The sequence below is a fragment of the Rhodococcus sp. 14-1411-2a genome, from assembly GCF_002259485.1.
Classification (GTDB): Bacteria; Actinomycetota; Actinomycetes; order Mycobacteriales; family Mycobacteriaceae; genus Rhodococcoides.
This window is the reverse complement of sequence record NZ_NPGA01000019.1, coordinates 435286-451595: the sequence shown is the minus strand read 5'-3', so window position 1 is coordinate 451595 and position 16310 is coordinate 435286. Positions and strand designations below refer to the sequence as shown.

21 protein-coding genes are annotated in these 16310 nt (G+C 65.3%); 7 read left to right on the top strand and 14 right to left on the bottom strand.

Annotated elements, in window-relative coordinates:
- Positions 1-34 precede the first annotated feature (34 nt).
- The 5 genes from hisB to CH291_RS20770 all read right to left on the bottom strand — a co-directional run bounded on the left by hisB (position 35) and on the right by CH291_RS20770 (position 4231).
- Positions 35-658: an imidazoleglycerol-phosphate dehydratase HisB gene (gene hisB / locus CH291_RS20790; RefSeq protein WP_094688503.1), complete on the bottom strand. Its 624-nt coding sequence runs from the start codon at positions 656-658 to the stop codon at positions 35-37.
- Positions 655-1785, bottom strand: a complete 1131-nt coding sequence (locus CH291_RS20785) for a histidinol-phosphate transaminase (RefSeq protein WP_094688502.1) — start codon at positions 1783-1785, stop codon at positions 655-657. The genes hisB and CH291_RS20785 overlap by 4 nt, the downstream gene beginning before the upstream one ends.
- Positions 1782-3134, bottom strand: coding sequence for a histidinol dehydrogenase (gene hisD / locus CH291_RS20780; protein WP_094688501.1), 1353 nt, complete (start codon positions 3132-3134; stop codon positions 1782-1784). The genes CH291_RS20785 and hisD overlap by 4 nt, the downstream gene beginning before the upstream one ends.
- A gap of 89 nt (positions 3135-3223) precedes the next feature.
- Positions 3224-3742 (bottom strand): DinB family protein, encoded by a 519-nt coding sequence (locus tag CH291_RS20775; RefSeq protein WP_094688500.1) that lies wholly within the window; start codon positions 3740-3742, stop codon positions 3224-3226.
- Between the two features lie 21 nt (positions 3743-3763).
- Positions 3764-4231, bottom strand: a complete 468-nt coding sequence (locus tag CH291_RS20770) for an SRPBCC family protein (RefSeq protein WP_094640097.1) — start codon at positions 4229-4231, stop codon at positions 3764-3766.
- Between the two features lie 82 nt (positions 4232-4313).
- On the opposite strand from CH291_RS20770, the gene rhtB reads away from it, so the two are divergent.
- Genes rhtB through CH291_RS20760 form a run of 3 tightly spaced genes read left to right on the top strand, consistent with a single transcriptional unit; the run spans position 4314 to position 5478 of the window.
- Positions 4314-4940 carry a homoserine/homoserine lactone efflux protein gene (gene rhtB / locus CH291_RS20765; protein WP_094688499.1) on the top strand — a complete coding sequence of 209 codons (627 nt, stop codon included), beginning with the start codon at positions 4314-4316 and terminating at the stop codon, positions 4938-4940.
- Between the two features lie 11 nt (positions 4941-4951).
- Positions 4952-5098, top strand: coding sequence for a hypothetical protein (locus CH291_RS26910; RefSeq protein WP_179276605.1), 147 nt, complete (start codon positions 4952-4954; stop codon positions 5096-5098).
- A complete protein-coding gene (locus tag CH291_RS20760) occupies positions 5095-5478 on the top strand; it encodes a YchJ family protein (protein WP_094688498.1) in 384 nt (127 codons plus the stop codon). The genes CH291_RS26910 and CH291_RS20760 overlap by 4 nt, the downstream gene beginning before the upstream one ends.
- Here the strand turns inward: CH291_RS20760 and CH291_RS20755 are convergent.
- Positions 5475-5891 carry a DUF5997 family protein gene (locus tag CH291_RS20755; protein ID WP_094688497.1) on the bottom strand — a complete coding sequence of 139 codons (417 nt, stop codon included), beginning with the start codon at positions 5889-5891 and terminating at the stop codon, positions 5475-5477. The two genes, CH291_RS20760 and CH291_RS20755, sit on opposite strands and share 4 nt — an antisense overlap.
- A gap of 78 nt (positions 5892-5969) precedes the next feature.
- Between CH291_RS20755 and CH291_RS20750 the strand changes: the two genes are divergently transcribed.
- Complete coding sequence (locus CH291_RS20750) at positions 5970-6953, top strand: LysR family transcriptional regulator (protein WP_094669879.1); 984 nt, start codon at positions 5970-5972, stop codon at positions 6951-6953.
- 80 nt (positions 6954-7033) lie between these two features.
- Positions 7034-8758 carry an HNH endonuclease signature motif containing protein gene (locus CH291_RS20745; RefSeq protein ID WP_094688496.1) on the top strand — a complete coding sequence of 575 codons (1725 nt, stop codon included), beginning with the start codon at positions 7034-7036 and terminating at the stop codon, positions 8756-8758.
- A gap of 53 nt (positions 8759-8811) precedes the next feature.
- Here CH291_RS20745 and CH291_RS20740 read toward each other — a convergent pair whose 3' ends face one another.
- The 5 genes from CH291_RS20740 to nadA all read right to left on the bottom strand — a co-directional run bounded on the left by CH291_RS20740 (position 8812) and on the right by nadA (position 12969).
- Positions 8812-8994, bottom strand: a complete 183-nt coding sequence (locus CH291_RS20740; RefSeq protein WP_068052666.1) for a hypothetical protein — start codon at positions 8992-8994, stop codon at positions 8812-8814.
- A gap of 66 nt (positions 8995-9060) precedes the next feature.
- The gene (locus CH291_RS20735; RefSeq protein WP_068052669.1) at positions 9061-9435 is read right to left on the bottom strand and encodes an RNA-binding S4 domain-containing protein; all 375 of its coding nucleotides are present in this window, start codon (positions 9433-9435) and stop codon (positions 9061-9063) included.
- 33 nt (positions 9436-9468) lie between these two features.
- Entirely contained in the window at positions 9469-10344 is an 876-nt protein-coding gene (nadC, locus tag CH291_RS20730) for a carboxylating nicotinate-nucleotide diphosphorylase (RefSeq protein WP_094688495.1), read from the bottom strand.
- A gap of 1 nt (position 10345) precedes the next feature.
- Positions 10346-11914: an L-aspartate oxidase gene (locus CH291_RS20725; RefSeq protein ID WP_094688494.1), complete on the bottom strand. Its 1569-nt coding sequence runs from the start codon at positions 11912-11914 to the stop codon at positions 10346-10348.
- Positions 11911-12969, bottom strand: coding sequence for a quinolinate synthase NadA (gene nadA / locus CH291_RS20720; protein WP_094688493.1), 1059 nt, complete (start codon positions 12967-12969; stop codon positions 11911-11913). Before nadA ends, CH291_RS20725 begins: the two co-directional genes overlap by 4 nt.
- 67 nt (positions 12970-13036) lie before the next feature.
- On the opposite strand from nadA, the gene CH291_RS20715 reads away from it, so the two are divergent.
- The gene (locus CH291_RS20715; RefSeq protein WP_179276621.1) at positions 13037-13747 is read left to right on the top strand and encodes an NUDIX hydrolase; all 711 of its coding nucleotides are present in this window, start codon (positions 13037-13039) and stop codon (positions 13745-13747) included.
- Positions 13748-13757: 10 nt separating this feature from the next.
- On the opposite strand, the gene CH291_RS20710 is transcribed toward CH291_RS20715, so the two are convergent.
- The 3 genes from CH291_RS20710 to bioB are packed head-to-tail and all read right to left on the bottom strand — an operon-like array spanning position 13758 to position 15594.
- Positions 13758-14354: a DUF2567 domain-containing protein gene (locus CH291_RS20710; RefSeq protein ID WP_256980922.1), complete on the bottom strand. Its 597-nt coding sequence runs from the start codon at positions 14352-14354 to the stop codon at positions 13758-13760.
- On the bottom strand, positions 14355-14579 hold the full coding sequence (gene bsaP, locus CH291_RS20705; protein WP_094640104.1) for a biotin synthase auxiliary protein BsaP: 225 nt from the start codon (positions 14577-14579) through the stop codon (positions 14355-14357).
- A 22-nt stretch (positions 14580-14601) separates the two neighbouring features.
- Entirely contained in the window at positions 14602-15594 is a 993-nt protein-coding gene (gene bioB / locus CH291_RS20700; protein WP_068052684.1) for a biotin synthase BioB, read from the bottom strand.
- Between the two features lie 125 nt (positions 15595-15719).
- Between bioB and CH291_RS20695 the strand changes: the two genes are divergently transcribed.
- On the top strand, positions 15720-16307 hold the full coding sequence (locus CH291_RS20695) for a TetR/AcrR family transcriptional regulator C-terminal domain-containing protein (RefSeq protein WP_068052686.1): 588 nt from the start codon (positions 15720-15722) through the stop codon (positions 16305-16307).
- The last annotated feature ends 3 nt before the right edge of the window (positions 16308-16310 follow it).

Here is a 16310-nt window from a genome sequence, read left to right as displayed (position 1 = left end):
CAGGCCACTCAACGCACGAGCGCCGATCGACCGATCACAGACTTCCCTTGGTGGACAACACACCGGTCACGCGAGAGTCGTACTCGGTGGCCTGACGCAGTGCACGAGCCACTGCCTTGAACTCGGCCTCGGTGATGTGGTGCTGGTCGCGGCCGTAGATCACTCGGACGTGCAGAGCGATCCGAGCGTTCGAGGCCAGCGTCTCGAACACGTGCTTGTTGATCACCGTGGAGTACGGAACACCGGGGTAGCCGCCGATCACCGAGTGCACCATGTAGTCCGGTTCGCCGGTGTGTACGCAGTACGGACGACCGGACACGTCGACGGCCGCGTGCACGAGCGTTTCGTCCATCGGAATGAACGAGTCACCGAACCGAGTGATGCCCGCCTTGTCGCCGAGGGCCTGACCGAGGGCCTGGCCGAGCACGATCGCGGTGTCCTCGACGGTGTGGTGCGCCTCGATCTCGATGTCGCCCTTCGCGCGCACCGTCAGGTCGAAACGAGCATGGGTGCCGAGCGCGGTGAGCATGTGGTCGTAGAACGGAACGCCGGTGGAGATGTCGACGATGCCGGTGCCGTCGAGGTTCAGCTCGACCGAGATGTCGGATTCCTTGGTGGTGCGCTCGATCTTGGCGATGCGGGGAGCGGGTGTGGTCACTTCGGTGCCTCTGCTGTTTCGGTCGGTGCGAGTGCTGCGCTGACGGTGAGGAATCGGTCGTTCTCGTGCGCCAGTCCGATGGTGACGCGAAGATATCCGGGAATTCCGACGTCCCGGATGAGCACGCCTTCGTCCAGGTACCGCTGCCAGGTCACGGCCGCATCGGAGAACCGGCCGAAGAGCAGGAAGTTGGCGTCGGACGGCACCACGTCGTACCCCTGGCGGCCGAGAGCCGCTGCCACCCGATCTCGTTCGGCGGAGAGTTCGGCCACACTCCCGAGGGTGTCCGAGGCATGCCGCAGGGCCGCTCGCGCAGCTGCCTGCGTGACGACCGACAGGTGATACGGCAAGCGCACCAACAACATTGCGTCGACCACGGCCGGGGCAGCCACCAGATATCCCAGCCGACCGCCGGCGAACGCGAACGCCTTGCTCATCGTTCGGCTGACCACGATCTTGCTGGGGTAGCTCTCGATCAACCCGATCGCGCTCGGCGCAGAGGAGAATTCCGCGTAGGCCTCGTCGACCACCACGATTCCCGGTGCCGCGTCGAGGATTCGGCGCAGATCGGCCTCGTCGATGCTGTGGCCCGTCGGATTGTTGGGGCTGGTGACGAACACGACGTCGGGTCGACGTTCTTCGATCGCCTGGACTGCGTAGTCGACGTCGAGCGAGAAATCTGCCCGACGCTTTGCCGGGATCCATTCGGTCTGCGTCCCGGAGGAGATGATCGGGTGCATCGAGTACGACGGCACGAAGCCCAGCGCGGTGCGATCCGGTCCCCCGAACGCCTGCAGCAACTGCTGCAGAATCTCGTTGGAGCCGTTGGCCGCCCACACGTTGGCCGCGTCGACAGCGAAGCCGGTCTGCTCGGTGAGGTACCGGGCGAGGTCGGCCCGTAATTCGTCGGCATCGCGATCCGGGTAACGGTGCAGCTGCCCGGCGGCGATCCGAACGGAGTCCGCCACATCGTCGATCAAGGCCTGCGTCGGCGGGTGCGGATTTTCGTTGGTGTTCAGCTGAACCGGCACGGTGAGCTGCGGCGCACCGTACGGTGATTTGCCGATCAGTGCTTCACGCAGCGGAAGGTCGTCCAGCGAGACCGCTTGCCCCAGAGCATCGGTCATGATGGGTCACCGGTGCGCAACCCTTCGAACCGCAGCCGCACCGCTTCGCCGTGAGCCGGCAGATCCTCGGCATTGGCCAGCGCAATAACATGTGCCGCAACATCTTTGAGCGCGGCTTCGCTGTAGTCCACCACATGGATTCCGCGCAGGAACGTCTGCACACTCAGGCCGGACGAGTGGCGCGCGCATCCCGCAGTCGGCAGAACGTGATTGGAACCGGCGCAGTAGTCACCGAGGCTCACCGGAGACCACGCTCCGACGAACACGGCACCGGCGCTGCGCACCCGGGCTGCGACGTCGGACGCGTCCTTCGTCTGGATCTCGAGGTGCTCGGCGGCGTAGGCGTTGACCACGGCCAATCCCTGCGTGACGTCGTCGACCAGCACGATGCCGGACTGGCTTCCGTTCAGTGCGGTGGCCACGCGTTCTGCGTGCCGGGTGGACGCCATCTGTGCGTTGACGGCCTCGTCCACGGCATCGGCCAGTTCGATACTGTCGGTGACCAACACGCTGGCCGCCATGACGTCGTGTTCGGCCTGGCTGATGAGGTCCGCTGCCACGTGAATCGGGTCCGCGGTGGCGTCGGCGAGAATCGCGATCTCGGTCGGTCCTGCCTCGGAGTCGATTCCGACGAGCGAGCGACACAGTCGCTTGGCGGCCGTGACGTAGATGTTGCCCGGACCGGTGATCAGATCGACCGGTGCCAACTCGCCGCCGTCGGTGTCGACGCCGCCGTAGGTGAGCAGCGCGACACCCTGTCCACCGCCGACGGCCCAGACCTCGTCGACGCCGAGCAGCTGCGCCGCAGCCAGGATCGTCGGGTGCGGCAGGCCGCCGAAGTTCTTCTGCGGCGGCGATGCCACCACCAGAGAGCCGACGCCTGCGATCTGCGCGGGCACCACGTTCATCACGACCGACGACGGATACACGGCGTTGCCGCCGGGCACGTACAGGCCGACGCGATCGACGGGGATCCAGCGTTCGGTCACCGTGCCGCCGGGTACCACCTGGGTGGTGTGGTCGGTTCGACGCTGATCCGAGTGCACCAGACGGGTTCGTTCGATCGCGACCTCGAGAGCAGCGCGAACATCGGAATCGAGCTCGGCGAGGGCCTTGACCAGTTCTTCCTGCGGGACGCGAATGCGATCCGGCCGGACGCCGTCGAACTTCTCACTGAACTCGAGCGCAGCCTCGGTGCCGCGTTCGCGGACGGCATCGACGACGGGGCGAACCTGATGCAGCACCGAATCGACATCCACTCCGCCTCGAGGAAGTGCGCCGCGTAGTTCGGCGGTGGATGGAGTTCGTCCGCGTAGATCGACGCGGGCGAGCTCGATGCGGGCAGGCATAGTGGGCCCCTTCGTGAAGTCGGTTCGGTGCCGGGGTTCGGTCGAAACAGTGTGGTTCGAACACCCAGGATAGTTCCACCGAATTCCGCTCAGCCCCGCACGTCCCACAGATGATGGATGGGGTCGTGAATGTAGTAGGCGGCCAGTGATTCGACCGAGAAGTTCGATCCGTCGCTGCGCCGACCGGTCCGATGCCGATTCTCGGGCGGAACAGCGGCGAAATCGTCGGCGAGGGCGCGAGCGGCGTCACCGAGTTCCGACGCCACCTCCGCAGGATCCTGGGAGTTGTAGTCGTCCGCCAGCGCAGTGGCGTCCTGGTCCCAGTTGGCGAACTCGGGATCGTCCTCGGTCAGCACCAGCGCCAGCCGGGTACGGAAGATCCGGTGCGCGTCACGTACGTGCGCGGCGTACTCGAGGGCGGACCACGTCGAGTCGTCGGGTCGCAGTTCAACGTCTTTGCGCCGCAGAACCGCTTCCCAACGCTCGACGTCGGCGCGAATAAGGTCCGGGATGTCGTCGTATACGACGGCACTGGAGTCGAACCCGCAATCCGGGCAGGCTCGTTCGAGTACCCAGGTCCAGTTCTTGGTGTCGGGATCGATCGGCATGCCGGTCAGAATAGATGCAGGTCAGGCGTAGCGGGCGGCCAGGTTGTGCAGCGTGCTCTTGATGCCCTGCGCGTTCTTCTGCGGCATCTTGAACAGTTCCAGCATCTTCGGGGACTTCGCTGTTCCGTACTTGAAGCTCTCGGTGACCGTCGTCAGTCCCGGCTGCTTCTCCTCGAACTCCCAGCGCCAGCTGTGCCCCAGCGGATGCTGCCACTCGACGACCTTGTGCTTGTCTGCGTCGACGAACTCGGTGACGGTGCTGGTGATCTTGTACGGCACGCCGTACTGCTTCATGCCGACCGAGAATGTGGCACCGCTACTGAGACGATCGGGGCCTTTGACGGTGTCCTTGACGGTTCCGGACCCGTCGAGTTCGCCGTGGCGGCGCGGATCGGCCACGATCGCGAACAATTCGGCCGCAGGCGCTCGAACCTCGGTCTGCTTGGAAACTTGCTGCGGTCCTGTGTCGATGGTTCTGATGTCTGCCATTCGGGAGGTCTACCCCGTCGCGCTGCGTTCGACACCCGCGGCCGGGCGGAATCGGAGTTGACGGGCGTAGTTCAATGAACGCATGTCCTGGTCAGTGTGGCTCGCATTCCTCGGCGCGAGCATCGTCATCAGTCTCTCCCCCGGTGCCGGTGCCATCGCGTCGATGTCCACCGGGCTTCGCTACGGCCTACGCCGCGGATATTGGAACATCTTCGGGTTGCAGATCGGGTTGCTCCTGCAGATCGGCATCGTCGCCGTCGGACTCGGAGCCGTTCTGGCGAACTCCGCGCTGGCCTTCACCGCCATCAAGTGGTTCGGCGTCGCCTACCTGGTCTTTCTGGGCGTTCGGCAATGGCGTGCGGCCCCCACCGATGTCGCCGATGCTCCAGCGGTGGCCGACCGCGGAACGACGATGCTCGCCCGCGGATTCCTCGTCAACGCGAGCAACCCGAAGGCGGTCGTCTTCATGGTCGCCGTGCTCCCCCAGTTCCTCGACCCGGCTCGGCCCCTGCTCGCCCAGTACCTCGCGATCGCGGCCACGATGGTGGCAGTCGACATGCTGGTGATGACCGGATACACCTCCCTGGCATCTCGGGTTCTGCGGCTGATGAAGTCGCAGCGCCAGCAGAAAACGATGAATCGCACGTTCGCCGGGATGTTCTTCGCGGCTGCGACGTTTCTCGCGACCGTCCGGCGCGTGACTCCGTGAGGAAATATCGCGTGATCATGAAGAATGCCCTCGGCGGCGACCCGATTCCACTGGGGCTGTTCGACACACTTCTCGAGGCCAACACCTGGATCCAGGACGTCGGCAAGCGGGACGAACACGAACTGGGCACCTATACGGTCGAGGTAGTCGACAAGTGAGTGGGCGGTGTCCGTGTTCGAGCGGTGACACGTTCGACGCATGCTGCGAGCCGTATCTGCTCGGAGTGGCGAACGCACCGACGGCGGAGACGCTGATGCGTTCGCGATTCACCGCGTTCGCCGTCGCAGACGTGGACTACCTCCGCAGATCGTGGCATTCCGACACCGCTCCGGCCGAGCTGGAATTGGACCCCGATCAGCGGTGGTATCGCCTGGACATTCTGGCAACCGACGCCGGTGGATTGTTCGACGACGAGGGGACCGTCGAGTTCCGAGCTCGGTACAAGCATCCGGACGGGGCGGGCTCGATGACCGAGGTGAGCCGCTTCGTCCGAGTGGACGGCGGCTGGCGTTACCTCGACGGGGTGGTCTCCCGCTAGAGGTTGCGGAGCTTTGTCGGCCGATTACCGGCGGTACGACGTGCTTCCTGCTTCTCCTTGATGCGTTCGGCATCCTTGCGCACCTGAATCTGGGTGCGACGCTCCCGGACGAGCCACTGCGGCGGGCTGACGACGAGCTCATCGATGGCATCACTGGTCAACGCTTCGGTGACACCGCCGCGGGCCAGTCCTGCGATGGACACGCCGAGCTTCTTCGCGATGACGTCGCGCGGGAAGGGTCCGTTGGTCTGCAATTCGGTCAACCACTGCGGCGGATCGCTGCGCAAGGCGTCCAGTTCGGACCTGCTGACCATCGAGTTCTGGAATTCTTCGGGTGCTGCGGGAAGATAGATGCCGAGCTTGTTCGCCGCGGTCAGTGGCTTCATGGTCTGTTGCTTGTTCTCCGGGCTCACCGGAACAGCTTATCCGGCCATGAGCGCTCTCGACGCCACGGTCGCTCGCCGCCCGCGTCGTCCCATAGGGTCGACACCGTGAACATCGATGTGCAGACACTGCGCTGGTACGCGGCGGTGGCGCAGCAACTGCATTTCGCGCGCGCTGCTCAGTCACTGGGAATCTCGCGAATCCGCTTGAGCAAGACGGTGGTGGAACTCGAGGAACAGCTCGGCGTCGATCTGTTCGTGCCGGGGGCATCCCCCACCGAGCTCACTGCCGACGGCCGCGATCTGCTCGAGCGGGCGCTGGTGGAGATCGCCGAGGACGATCGACTCTCGGAACTCGCGCAGGTTGCTGCTGCCGAGCCGACGACGTTCACCATCGGGTATGCCGAGGGAGTGACGCTGACGAAATGGACGCGCATCTGGGCTGATCGGTTCCCTGATGTCACGCTCTCCGTGGTCGCGACCACACCCGAGACACAGGTGGCGGCGTTGCGCGACGGCACGGTCGATGTCGGCTTCGTTCGTCCGCCGATCGATCGCGAGGGCCTCAACGCGATCGGTCTCTACCAAGAAGTACAGGTCGTGGTGGTACCCAAGGACCACGCCGTCGCCGCATTCGATTCGGTCACCGCGACCGATCTCGCCGACGAGCACTTGCTCGCAGACCCCGCGACCGTGCCCGAATGGGCAGCTGTGGCAACCGAACTCACGACCGGCAATCGCCCGGAACTTCCGCCGATGAACTCCGCCGCGGAGACGTTCGAGTACGTGGCTGCCGGGCTGGGGGTGGCGATCGTGCCGCACTCGGTGGCGCGTTTCAACGCCCGTAAGGACCTCGTCTACCGCCCCGTGACCGACGTCGAGCAGTCGCAGATCGCACTGGCCTGGGTCGCCGAACGCGAGGACGACCGCATCGAGGAATTCATCGGCATCGTCCGCGGCCGCTCGACCCGCAGCTCACGCGGTGTATCGGACGAGGCACCGGTCAAGAAGAAGAAAGCGCACCCCTCCAAACCTGCTCGCCCCGTTGCCAAGACGAAAACGAACGCCCGACGCAGCGGGAAGCGCCGCTGAATCTGCACCCTCGCGCCGGCCCGAATCCTGGACGAACCTGTGTTCGAAAGTTTGTCGGTGGGTCGCGGTAGATTCTGTCCATGCTTTCGGGGGACGGCGGATCAGGGGTGGACGGCATCGATGTGGTGCCGCCTGCCCCTGACGTGTCCGATCCCGAGTTGTCGGCATTCGTGGAGCGGGTCGAGTCTGCGGTTGCCGAGTTGGCGGGGCAGGCGTCGGTGTCGTGGACGAACGCCGACCGGCGTGCGGTGATCCAACGCATGGAGATGCTGACACGGTCGCTGACCGCGTACTCGTACACCTGGCTGAACGAGTTGATTTCTCAGCATGGCCTCGACGTGTATCCGGGCTCGGTCCCGTCGTCGGTGGCGTGGATGCTGCGGATCACCCCACGAGCAGCAGGAGCAAGAGTGCGTCTGGCTGCGGAGTTGGGGGATCGCACCTCGTTCTCCGGTGAAATTCTGGCCCCGTTGCTGCCGCACACCGCCGAAGCACTGCGGGCGGGGTTGCTCGATGCCAAGCACGTGCAGATGATCCGCGAATTCTTCCGCCATCTGCCCTCGAGTGTCGATCCGCAGACCCGCGATCTCGCCGAACAACAGTTGGTGGAACAGGCAGTGAAATTGCGGCCGGACGATTTCGCGCCGGTGGTGGCGTGCCTGGACGCAATGGTGAACCCGGACGGCGACCACGATGATGACGATGACGATGACGACGGAAACCGGCCGAAGCCGCGGAAGCGGAGAGATGCGTTCTTCTACCTCGGCGAGCAAGGGGTCGACGGGATGTCGGAAGGGAAATTCTGCGTCGACCCCGCACTGAGGGCCTACCTCGAGGCTCTGTTCTCCAAAGCCGCAAAACCGGGCATGTACAACCCCGCAGACCCGACATCGATCGTCCACGACGAGACCGAACGGGACGGCAGTGCCACTGCGCCGCAGCCCGAGTCGACGTCCAATGATGCAGGGTTGTGGGACAACACCGGCTGTGACGGTGACGGCGAATGCGGCGAGGGTGCCGACTGTGGTTGCGGCACTGAGTCAGGTGACACGCCTGACCCCGACGACACCGGCGACGACGACAGCGACACTGGTGTCGACGATCCTGCCGCGGACAAGACAGCAGCGCGGGACGCTGCCGCCGCACGCGATCTCCGCACCCAGAGCGAACGTCGTCACGACGCCCTGAAGCTGGCGCTCCGGCACACCCTCGCCTCCGGGACCCTCGGCACCCACCGAGGCCTGCCCGTCACCGCGATCGTCACCATGAGCCTGAAAGATCTGGAAGCCGGCTGCGGATACGCGAAGACCGCCACCGGATCACGAGTGTCGATCCGCGACGCGATCCGCATGGCTTCCCACGCACACCACTACCTGACGATCTTCGACGACCACGGCAGAGCGTTGTACCTCGGCCGCTCCAAACGCATCGCCTCCGCCGACCAACGCATCGTGCTCATCGCCCGAGACCGTGGCTGCAGCTTCCCCTCCTGCACCCGCCCCGCAACCTGGTGCCAAGCCCACCACCTCACCGACTGGATCGACGGCGGCAACACCGACATCGACGGATTGACCTTCGGCTGCGACATGCACCACGCACTCGTCGGCACCGGACCAGGAAAGTGGGCAACCACGAAAACCGGAGCAGAACATCGCTATCCGGGCCGCACCCTGTGGCATCCACCGGCCGGGATGGACCCACGTAGGCGTGGGCTGATCAATCACGCACACCACCCCGAAGAGGTGCTGTACCCGCCCGACCAGCATGACGACACCGGCGACGAGGAACCACGACAACCCGCCTGACCACCCACACCAGTCTCAGGGCACAGCCCTGCCTGCACCCGCGCCGACGTGCCTCAGCGAACCGGGTGGCGCTTCCGATTGTGAATCAGAACAGCCACCCCGAGTCCCACCAACGTCAACAGAAGCGGTGCGGCGATGACGAGGGAAGCGTCGATCGCCACGAACAGAATGAGCAGCAACGCTGCTGCCAGGAAATATACGGCGGCGAAACGTGGAGTCCACAGGACAGAATCCATTCCACACCTCCTTGCGCGTACGAACTACGTGTCGTTACCGAAGGTAACTGAAAGAAGCCGGGTGCACTAGATACCCAGGCCCCGAAGTCGGTCGATCTCACGACGATCGCGCTTGGTGGGCCTACCCGCCCCTCGATCCCGTCTCGGTACGGAAGCCAGAACTTCTTTCGGGGGCGGCGGCGGACTGCGATCGATCAAGCACTCGGGAACGACCGCTGCGCCGACGCGTTTGCCGATGGCCCGCACCACGACGACGATCTTCTCCACTCCGTCGGACCGGAGCCTGATCTCGTCGTCGGGGCCGATGCGATGCCCGGGTTTGGCAGGAGTTCCGTTGACACGGACGTGGCCGCCGCGGCAGGCAGCAGCGGCGGCAGACCGCGTCTTGAACAACCGGACCGCCCAGATCCAACTGTCGAGGCGGACACTCTGAACTTCCATCTTCGAACGAATTCCTCACATTGCGAGGCTCGACTACATGTCCAGGCCGAGATCGAGCACTGTCACCGAGTGTGTCAGACCGCCGACAGCAAGAAAGTCGACCCCCGTGCGCGCATAGTCACGTGCCACGTCGACGGTCAGGCCACCCGAGGATTCCAGCTTCGTCTGCGGCGCGAACTTGTCTCGGCGCTGCACGGCCATCTGCGTCTGCCACAGCGCGAAGTTGTCCAGCAGAACGAGTTCCACGTTCTCCGCCAGCACCTGGTCGAGTTGCTCGAGGCTGTCGACCTCGACCTCGCACGCGATGTCGGGAGCCGCAGCCCGCACCGCGTTCAGAGCGGCGACGACCGAACCGGCCGCTGCCACGTGATTGTCCTTGATCAGCGCGGCATCGCCCAGACCCATCCGGTGATTGACGCCACCACCTGCGCGTACCGCGTACTTCTGCAGCGAACGCAACCCCGGCAACGTCTTTCGACTGTCCCGGATCTTGCACTCGGTGTCTGCGACCTCGGCGACCCAGCCGGCCGTCGCAGTGGCGATTCCAGAGAGATGGCAGACGATGTTGAGCGTCGTGCGTTCTGCAGTGAGCAGACCCCGCGTCGGCGCCTCGACCGTCAGAACGGCCTGTCTCGGTTCGACCTCGGATCCGTCCTCGATGCGATGCACGACGGAGTATCCGTCGGCTCCGATCACCTCGTCGAGAACCAGGAGGCCGACGTCGATCCCGGCGATCGTGCCGAACTGGCGCGAGACCACCGACGCCGTGGTGACAGCATCCTCGGATACCGTCGCCAGCGTGGTGATGTCGGGTCCGTACCGCAGGTCCTCGTCGAGCGCGGTCCGAATCAGTGCGAGTACCTCGGTGCGATCGACGCCCGGGTTCACCTCGTTCACGGTGTCGGTCATGTCAGCGTGCTCCCGTCATCACGTCGTCGTTGACTATCGCCAGCCGTCCGTCGAGATCTCGTTCGACGAACAGGCTTCGGCGTTGCGCAGGCGCGCTCTCCGGATGATCGCGTCGGGTATGGCACCCTCGGCTCTCACGGCGCTCGGCCGCGGCCAGCACGATCACCTCCGCCGCAGCGGTCAACGCTGCGTCCTCGACGGCGCGCGCATCCACCGGCGGTTCCGATACCACGCCGTGCGCCAGAACACCCTGCGCTGCAACAAGACCCGCTGCATCTCGCACCACTCCGACCTCGGCGGTCATGGTTCGCTGCAGTACCGCGCGGTCGATACGGGAATACGTGGGCATTGCGACATCGGAAATGCTGCCGTGTCTGCCGACTCGTTCGACGGCCACGTAGGCCGCACGCTCACCGACGACGAGACCCTCGAGCAGACTGTTCGACGCCAACCTGTTGGCTCCGTGCAAGCCGGTGCGCGCCACTTCACCTGCGGCGAGCAAGCCGGGAACCGAGGTGCGCCCGGATATATCCGTCGCCACGCCCCCGCACGAGTAATGCGCTGCAGGTGCCACCGGAATCAGGTCTTTCGCCGGATCGATGCCGGCCTGTAGACATGAGGCGGTCACGGTCGGGAACCGTTCGTGGACGCGTTCCACCGCGCGGGCATCCAGCAGAACGTGGTCGTCACCACGCTCGTGCAGCAGCTCGGCGATGGCGCGGGACACCACGTCGCGTGGCGCGAGGTCGCCGAGCGGGTGCACTCCCGCCATGAAGGCACGGCCGGTGACATCGACCAGGCGGGCTCCCTCTCCTCGCACCGCCTCGCTGATCAACGGGCGACGGCCTGTGGACCCGGCGGCGAACAGCACCGTCGGATGGAACTGCACGAATTCCAGATCCGCGATCCGAGCACCGGCGTCGAGCGCGAGTGCGATGCCGTCGGCCGTCGCGCCCGGCGGGTTGGTGCTGCACGAGAAGAGTTGTCCCAGTCCGCCGGTCGCGAGCAGCACCGTCGGGCAATGAACGACGCCGACACCGCGAGGCCCGCGCACGAGCAGACCGACCACCTCGCCGTGGGTGGTCAGTACCCGCAGCGCGGTCGTGTCGAAATGCACAGTGGGCACGGACGCGTCCAACGTGCGCTGCACCTCCGCTCCGGTGGCGTCTCCCCCGGCATGAACGATGCGACGAACGCTGTGGCCACCCTCGCGGGTCCGCGCAACGGTGCCGTCGGCCGCTAGGTCGAACTGAGCGCCCGCAGCTTCGAGCGAGGTGATCGCCGCCCGCCCGCCGGAGACGATGGAACGCACCGCGTCCTCGTCGCACAGGCCGGCACCGGCGACGCAGGTGTCGGCCACATGCGATTCGATAGAATCCTCGAGTTCGGGGCCGACGACCGCGATCCCACCCTGGGCGTACTGCGTCGCGGTGTCGGTGGAACGCCCCTTGCTGACGGTAAGCACCCGCAGGCCGCGAGCTGCCGCCGTGCGAGCCGCGGTGAGTCCGGCAATTCCACCGCCGACCACGACGAGATCGGCCGCGGTTTCCCACGCGACCGATGGATTCACTCGCCGCCGCCAGGGGTGCCGATCTCGATCATCCGCTGCACCGACTTGCTCGCGATGTTCGCGGTCTCGAGGTCGACGTGCACCTCGTCGCGCCCCTCGACGAGGCAGCGCAGCAGAGCAGCAGGGGTGATCATCTTCATGTAGCCGCACGATGCGCGGTCGTTGACGGCGAGGAAGTCGACGTCGGGTGCCGCCATCCGCAGCTGATGCAGCATGCCGATCTCGGTGGCGACCAGAACCTGCTTGGACGCGGTGGTGCGGGCAGCGTCGAGCATGCCGCCGGTGGAGAGGATCTTGACCTTGTCGGCGGGTACGAACCCCTCGCCTGCGAGGTACAGAGCCGAAGTGGCGCAGCCGCATTCGGGGTGCACGTACAGCTCGGCATCGGGGTGGGTGCGAGACTTCTCGGCCAACTCGTCGCCGTTGATACCGGCGTGCACATGGCATTCTCCGGCCCAGATGTGCAGGTTCTCGCGCCCGGTCACGCGCTTGACGTGCGCGCCGAGGAACTGATCGGGCAGGAACAGGATGTCGCGGCCCGGATCGATCGACTCGACGACCTCGACGGCGTTCGACGAAGTGCAGCAGATGTCGGTCAGTGCTTTGATCTCGGCGGTGGTGTTGACGTACGAGACGACGACGGCGTCGGGAAAATCGGCCTTCCATTCGCGGAGCTGGTCTGGGGTGATGGAATCGGCCAGTGAGCAGCCGGCGCGCTGGTCCGGGATGAGGATCGTTTTCTGTGGGCTCAGGATCTTTGCCGTCTCGGCCATGAAATGAACTCCGCAGAACACGATCGTGTCCTCGGAGACCTCGGCGGCCATCCGCGAGAGCGCGAGCGAGTCGCCGACATGGTCGGCAACGTCCTGAATCGCAGGCAGCTGGTAGTTGTGCGCGAGCAGCGTCGCGCCGCGCAGATCGGCGAGCCGTCGAACCTCTGCCGCCCACTCGGGAGTTGCCTCCACTCCCCCGTAACCACCTGCTCCGTCGACGATGTCGCGAACTCCGGCGAATGCCGAGTCCAGGATGTTCACCCGGGTAGCGCTGCTGGTCATGACGGTTCTCCTTCACCGATCATCCGGTCGTCGGTGACCGAATTTCCTCCGAGGGAGTTTTCGACCTATGATCGAAAACGTGATCTATCGTAGCACCGTCCACGAAGTACTCATTGCGGTGTTCCAAGTTCGAGCCTTTTCCGACCCCGACGCCCCGGAACTGGCGGTGCTGCTGTGGCAGCGCGCCCTCGACCCCGAGGCCGGCACCTGGTCGCTGCCCGGTGGCACGCTGCGCGACGACGAGAACCTCGCCGCGTCCGCGCGCCGTCAGCTCGCCGAGAAGGTCGACGTGCGCTCGGTGGCGCACCTCGAGCAGCTGTCGGTCTTCAGCGAACCCGAACGCGTACCGGGAGATCGGCGGATCGCGTCGACCTTCCTGGGCCTGGTACCGATCTCGGCCGAGCCGACACTCCCCTCGGACACGGCATGGCACCCGGTTGCGGCACTGCCCGACATGTCGTTCGATCACGGAACCGTCGTCGCGCACGCGAGACATCGACTGGTCGCCAAACTCTCGTACACCAACATCGGATTCGCACTGGCTCCGGTCGATTTCGCCATCTCGTCGCTGCGCGAGATCTACGGTGCCGCACTCGGATATCAGGTCGATGCCACCAACCTGCAGCGGGTGCTGAGCCGGCGCGGAGTGATCGAACCCACCGGACGGCGCGCGCCGTCGGGCAAGGCCGGTGGTAGGCCGCCTGCACTGTTCCGCTTTGCCGACAACAGCATTCGAGTCACCGACGAGTTCGCCGCATTGCGACCGCCCCAGGCGTGAACGGCTGCTGTCAGTCGGCTCGATTCGAGTCGAACGACGGTGGCGGCGGGAAGAACTCGACATCGAGGTCGTCCGGATCGGGATCGGTGTGTTGCAGATTGTCGTTGGGATTCATCGCGGCCAGAAGCATGATCACCAGCGAAGCCATCAGCGCCTGAACGATCAGCACCTGCGGAGTCTCGATACTGGGCGCAACGGTGACGATCGACCCGACCGCCGGATCGGTGACCTTCGGAAACCGAGAAGCAGCAATCCCGTTGCCCACCAGGATCGCAGCGACCGAGCCGACGAGTGCGCCGACGAAGACGGCACCGAACAGCCGTGGCCCCCGCTCGGACCTCCACAGCCACCACCCGATCGGGAGAACGAGACCGAGGGCCAAGGAAAGGAACGAGAACATCGCAAGCCCGTCGAAGCTGTGCAGGCTCTCCCCGGTCAGGGCCGCCCCACGATCCTGCGCCACCACGAGCAACTGCTGCGCCGGTGCCAGGAATCCCCACAGCATCCCACCCAGAGCCGAGACTGCCACCGAGATTCCGACAACCACCGACAACACCCGAACGGTGCTGCTCCGCGGCGGCACTTCGAGAACGTCCGACGTGACCACCTAGCGCCTACCCGTCGTGGCCGAATCGACGAGGCCGTGACGCGAGCACAGCGACGTCCACCCGTCGGGGACGATCTGCACCACCAGGCGGCGACCGCATTCTGCGCAGAACCGCGGCGGCTCCAAACCGAGCCGGACGGCGACCGACAACGAACCCGCACTCACCTCGGCTCCGGCGTCGACAGGCCGACCGGTGTACGGGTCGTAGTGGGTCTCGCTCGTCATTCGACCCACCCTAATACGCCCATCAGATCGTCGAGTTCAGCGCTTTGATCGGCATCTGCAGCTCGCCGAGAAGATCGAGATCCTGCTCCGCCGGGCGGCCGAGTGTCGTCAGGTAGTTGCCGACGATGACGGCGTTGATCCCGCCGAGAATTCCCTGCTTGGCACCGAGGTCGCCGAGGGTGATCTCGCGTCCGCCTGCAAATCGCAGAATCGTGCGTGGCAGAGCGAGACGAAACGCGGCGACGGCGCGCAGAGCATCGGACGCCGGCAGCACATCGAGATCTCCGAACGGCGTTCCAGGCCTGGGGTTGAGGAAGTTCAGGGGCACCTCGTCGGGTTCGAGAGCAGTGAGATCGGCGGCGAATTCGGCCCGCTGCGCGAGCGTCTCCCCCATACCGAGAATTCCGCCGCAGCACACCTCCATGCCGGCCTCCCGCACCATGCGCAGGGTATTCCACCGCTCCTCCCAGGTATGGGTGGTCACCACGTTCGGGAAATACGAGCGAGAGGTCTCGAGATTGTGGTTGTACCGATGCACGCCCATCGCCGCGAGCTGATCGACCTGGTCCTGGTCGAGCATGCCGAGCGAGCACGCGATATCGATCTCGACTTCGTTCCGGATGGCTTCGATACCGGCGGCGACCTGCGCGAGCAGCCGAGCGTCGGGGCCGCGCACCGCCGCGACGATGCAGAATTCCGTGGCTCCGGTCTTCGCGGTCTGCTTCGCAGCTTCCACCAGCGACGGAATGTCGAGCCACGCAGCACGAACCGGGGAAGCGAAAAGTCCGGACTGCGAACAGAAGTGACAATCCTCGGGACACCCACCGGTCTTGAGGCTGATGATTCCTTCCACCTCGACCTCGGGCCCGCACCACTTCATCCGCACCTCGTGGGCCAACAGCATCGTCTCCTCGAGACGGTCGTCGCCGAGCTCGAGAACCTCGAGAACCTGAGATCGATCGAGCGCGATGCCGTCGCCGAGCACCTGAGTACGCGCCGTGCGCAAAATGTCCATTCCGGGTCCCCTCGTAGTCGAACGGCATCATCATTGAACACCGTTCAAGTTGAACGGCGTTCACGTTAGGCGCCGGGCTCGGCTACTGTCAAAGCGAAGATGCGTCGAACGACTTGGGGGCAGCAGTGCAACTGAACAGGCAGGACGTCCTGGACGGCGCGATCGCCATTCTCGACGAGTACGGCCTGGCAGACCTGACGATGCGGCGTCTGGCTACGTCGCTGCACGTGCAACCCGGCGCGCTGTACTGGCACTTCCCCAACAAGCAGACGCTGCTCGGTGCCATCGCCGATCACATGCTCTCCGGTGCCGATGCGCCGTCCACCGAAGATTCGTGGGACGCACAGATCGGGCAGATCGCCCACCGACTGCGCGACGCCCTTCTCTCCCGACGCGACGGTGCCGAATTGGTGGCCGCGACCTACGCGTCGAGGCTGACCACCAACCACATTCGCGAACGCATTGCCGCCGTGTGCATTCGAGCGGGACTGCCGCGACGCGACGCGGAACTCACCGCCGACACGTTGCTGTACTACATCCTGGGCCAGACCGTGGACGAGCAGGCGCGCCTACAGATGGACTCCGTCGGAGCCCTCACGCCCGACGCGTCACCGCTCTTCGAAGAACCCGACCCGACGAGCAGATTCGATTTCGGACTGAAGCTCTTCCTCGACGGAGTACGGCATACCGCGGCGGACCGCATCCGCCACTAGTCG

Bases quoted from the DNA above. Each gene is read 5' to 3' on its own strand.
- CH291_RS20785 (WP_094688502.1), bottom strand. From the start codon at position 1,785: ATGACCGATGCTCTGGGGCAAGCGGTCTCGCTGGACGACCTTCCGCTG.
- hisD (WP_094688501.1), bottom strand. From the start codon at position 3,134: ATGCCTGCCCGCATCGAGCTCGCCCGCGTCGATCTACGCGGACGAACT.
- CH291_RS20775 (WP_094688500.1), bottom strand. From the start codon at position 3,742: ATGCCGATCGATCCCGACACCAAGAACTGGACCTGGGTACTCGAACGA.
- CH291_RS20770 (WP_094640097.1), bottom strand. From the start codon at position 4,231: ATGGCAGACATCAGAACCATCGACACAGGACCGCAGCAAGTTTCCAAG.
- rhtB (WP_094688499.1), top strand. From the start codon at position 4,314: ATGTCCTGGTCAGTGTGGCTCGCATTCCTCGGCGCGAGCATCGTCATC.
- CH291_RS20745 (WP_094688496.1), top strand. From the start codon at position 7,034: ATGCTTTCGGGGGACGGCGGATCAGGGGTGGACGGCATCGATGTGGTG.
- CH291_RS20740 (WP_068052666.1), bottom strand. From the start codon at position 8,994: ATGGATTCTGTCCTGTGGACTCCACGTTTCGCCGCCGTATATTTCCTG.
- CH291_RS20735 (WP_068052669.1), bottom strand. From the start codon at position 9,435: ATGGAAGTTCAGAGTGTCCGCCTCGACAGTTGGATCTGGGCGGTCCGG.
- nadC (WP_094688495.1), bottom strand. From the start codon at position 10,344: ATGACCGACACCGTGAACGAGGTGAACCCGGGCGTCGATCGCACCGAG.
- nadA (WP_094688493.1), bottom strand. From the start codon at position 12,969: ATGACCAGCAGCGCTACCCGGGTGAACATCCTGGACTCGGCATTCGCC.
- CH291_RS20715 (WP_179276621.1), top strand. From the start codon at position 13,037: ATGATCGAAAACGTGATCTATCGTAGCACCGTCCACGAAGTACTCATT.
- bsaP (WP_094640104.1), bottom strand. From the start codon at position 14,579: ATGACGAGCGAGACCCACTACGACCCGTACACCGGTCGGCCTGTCGAC.
- bioB (WP_068052684.1), bottom strand. From the start codon at position 15,594: ATGGACATTTTGCGCACGGCGCGTACTCAGGTGCTCGGCGACGGCATC.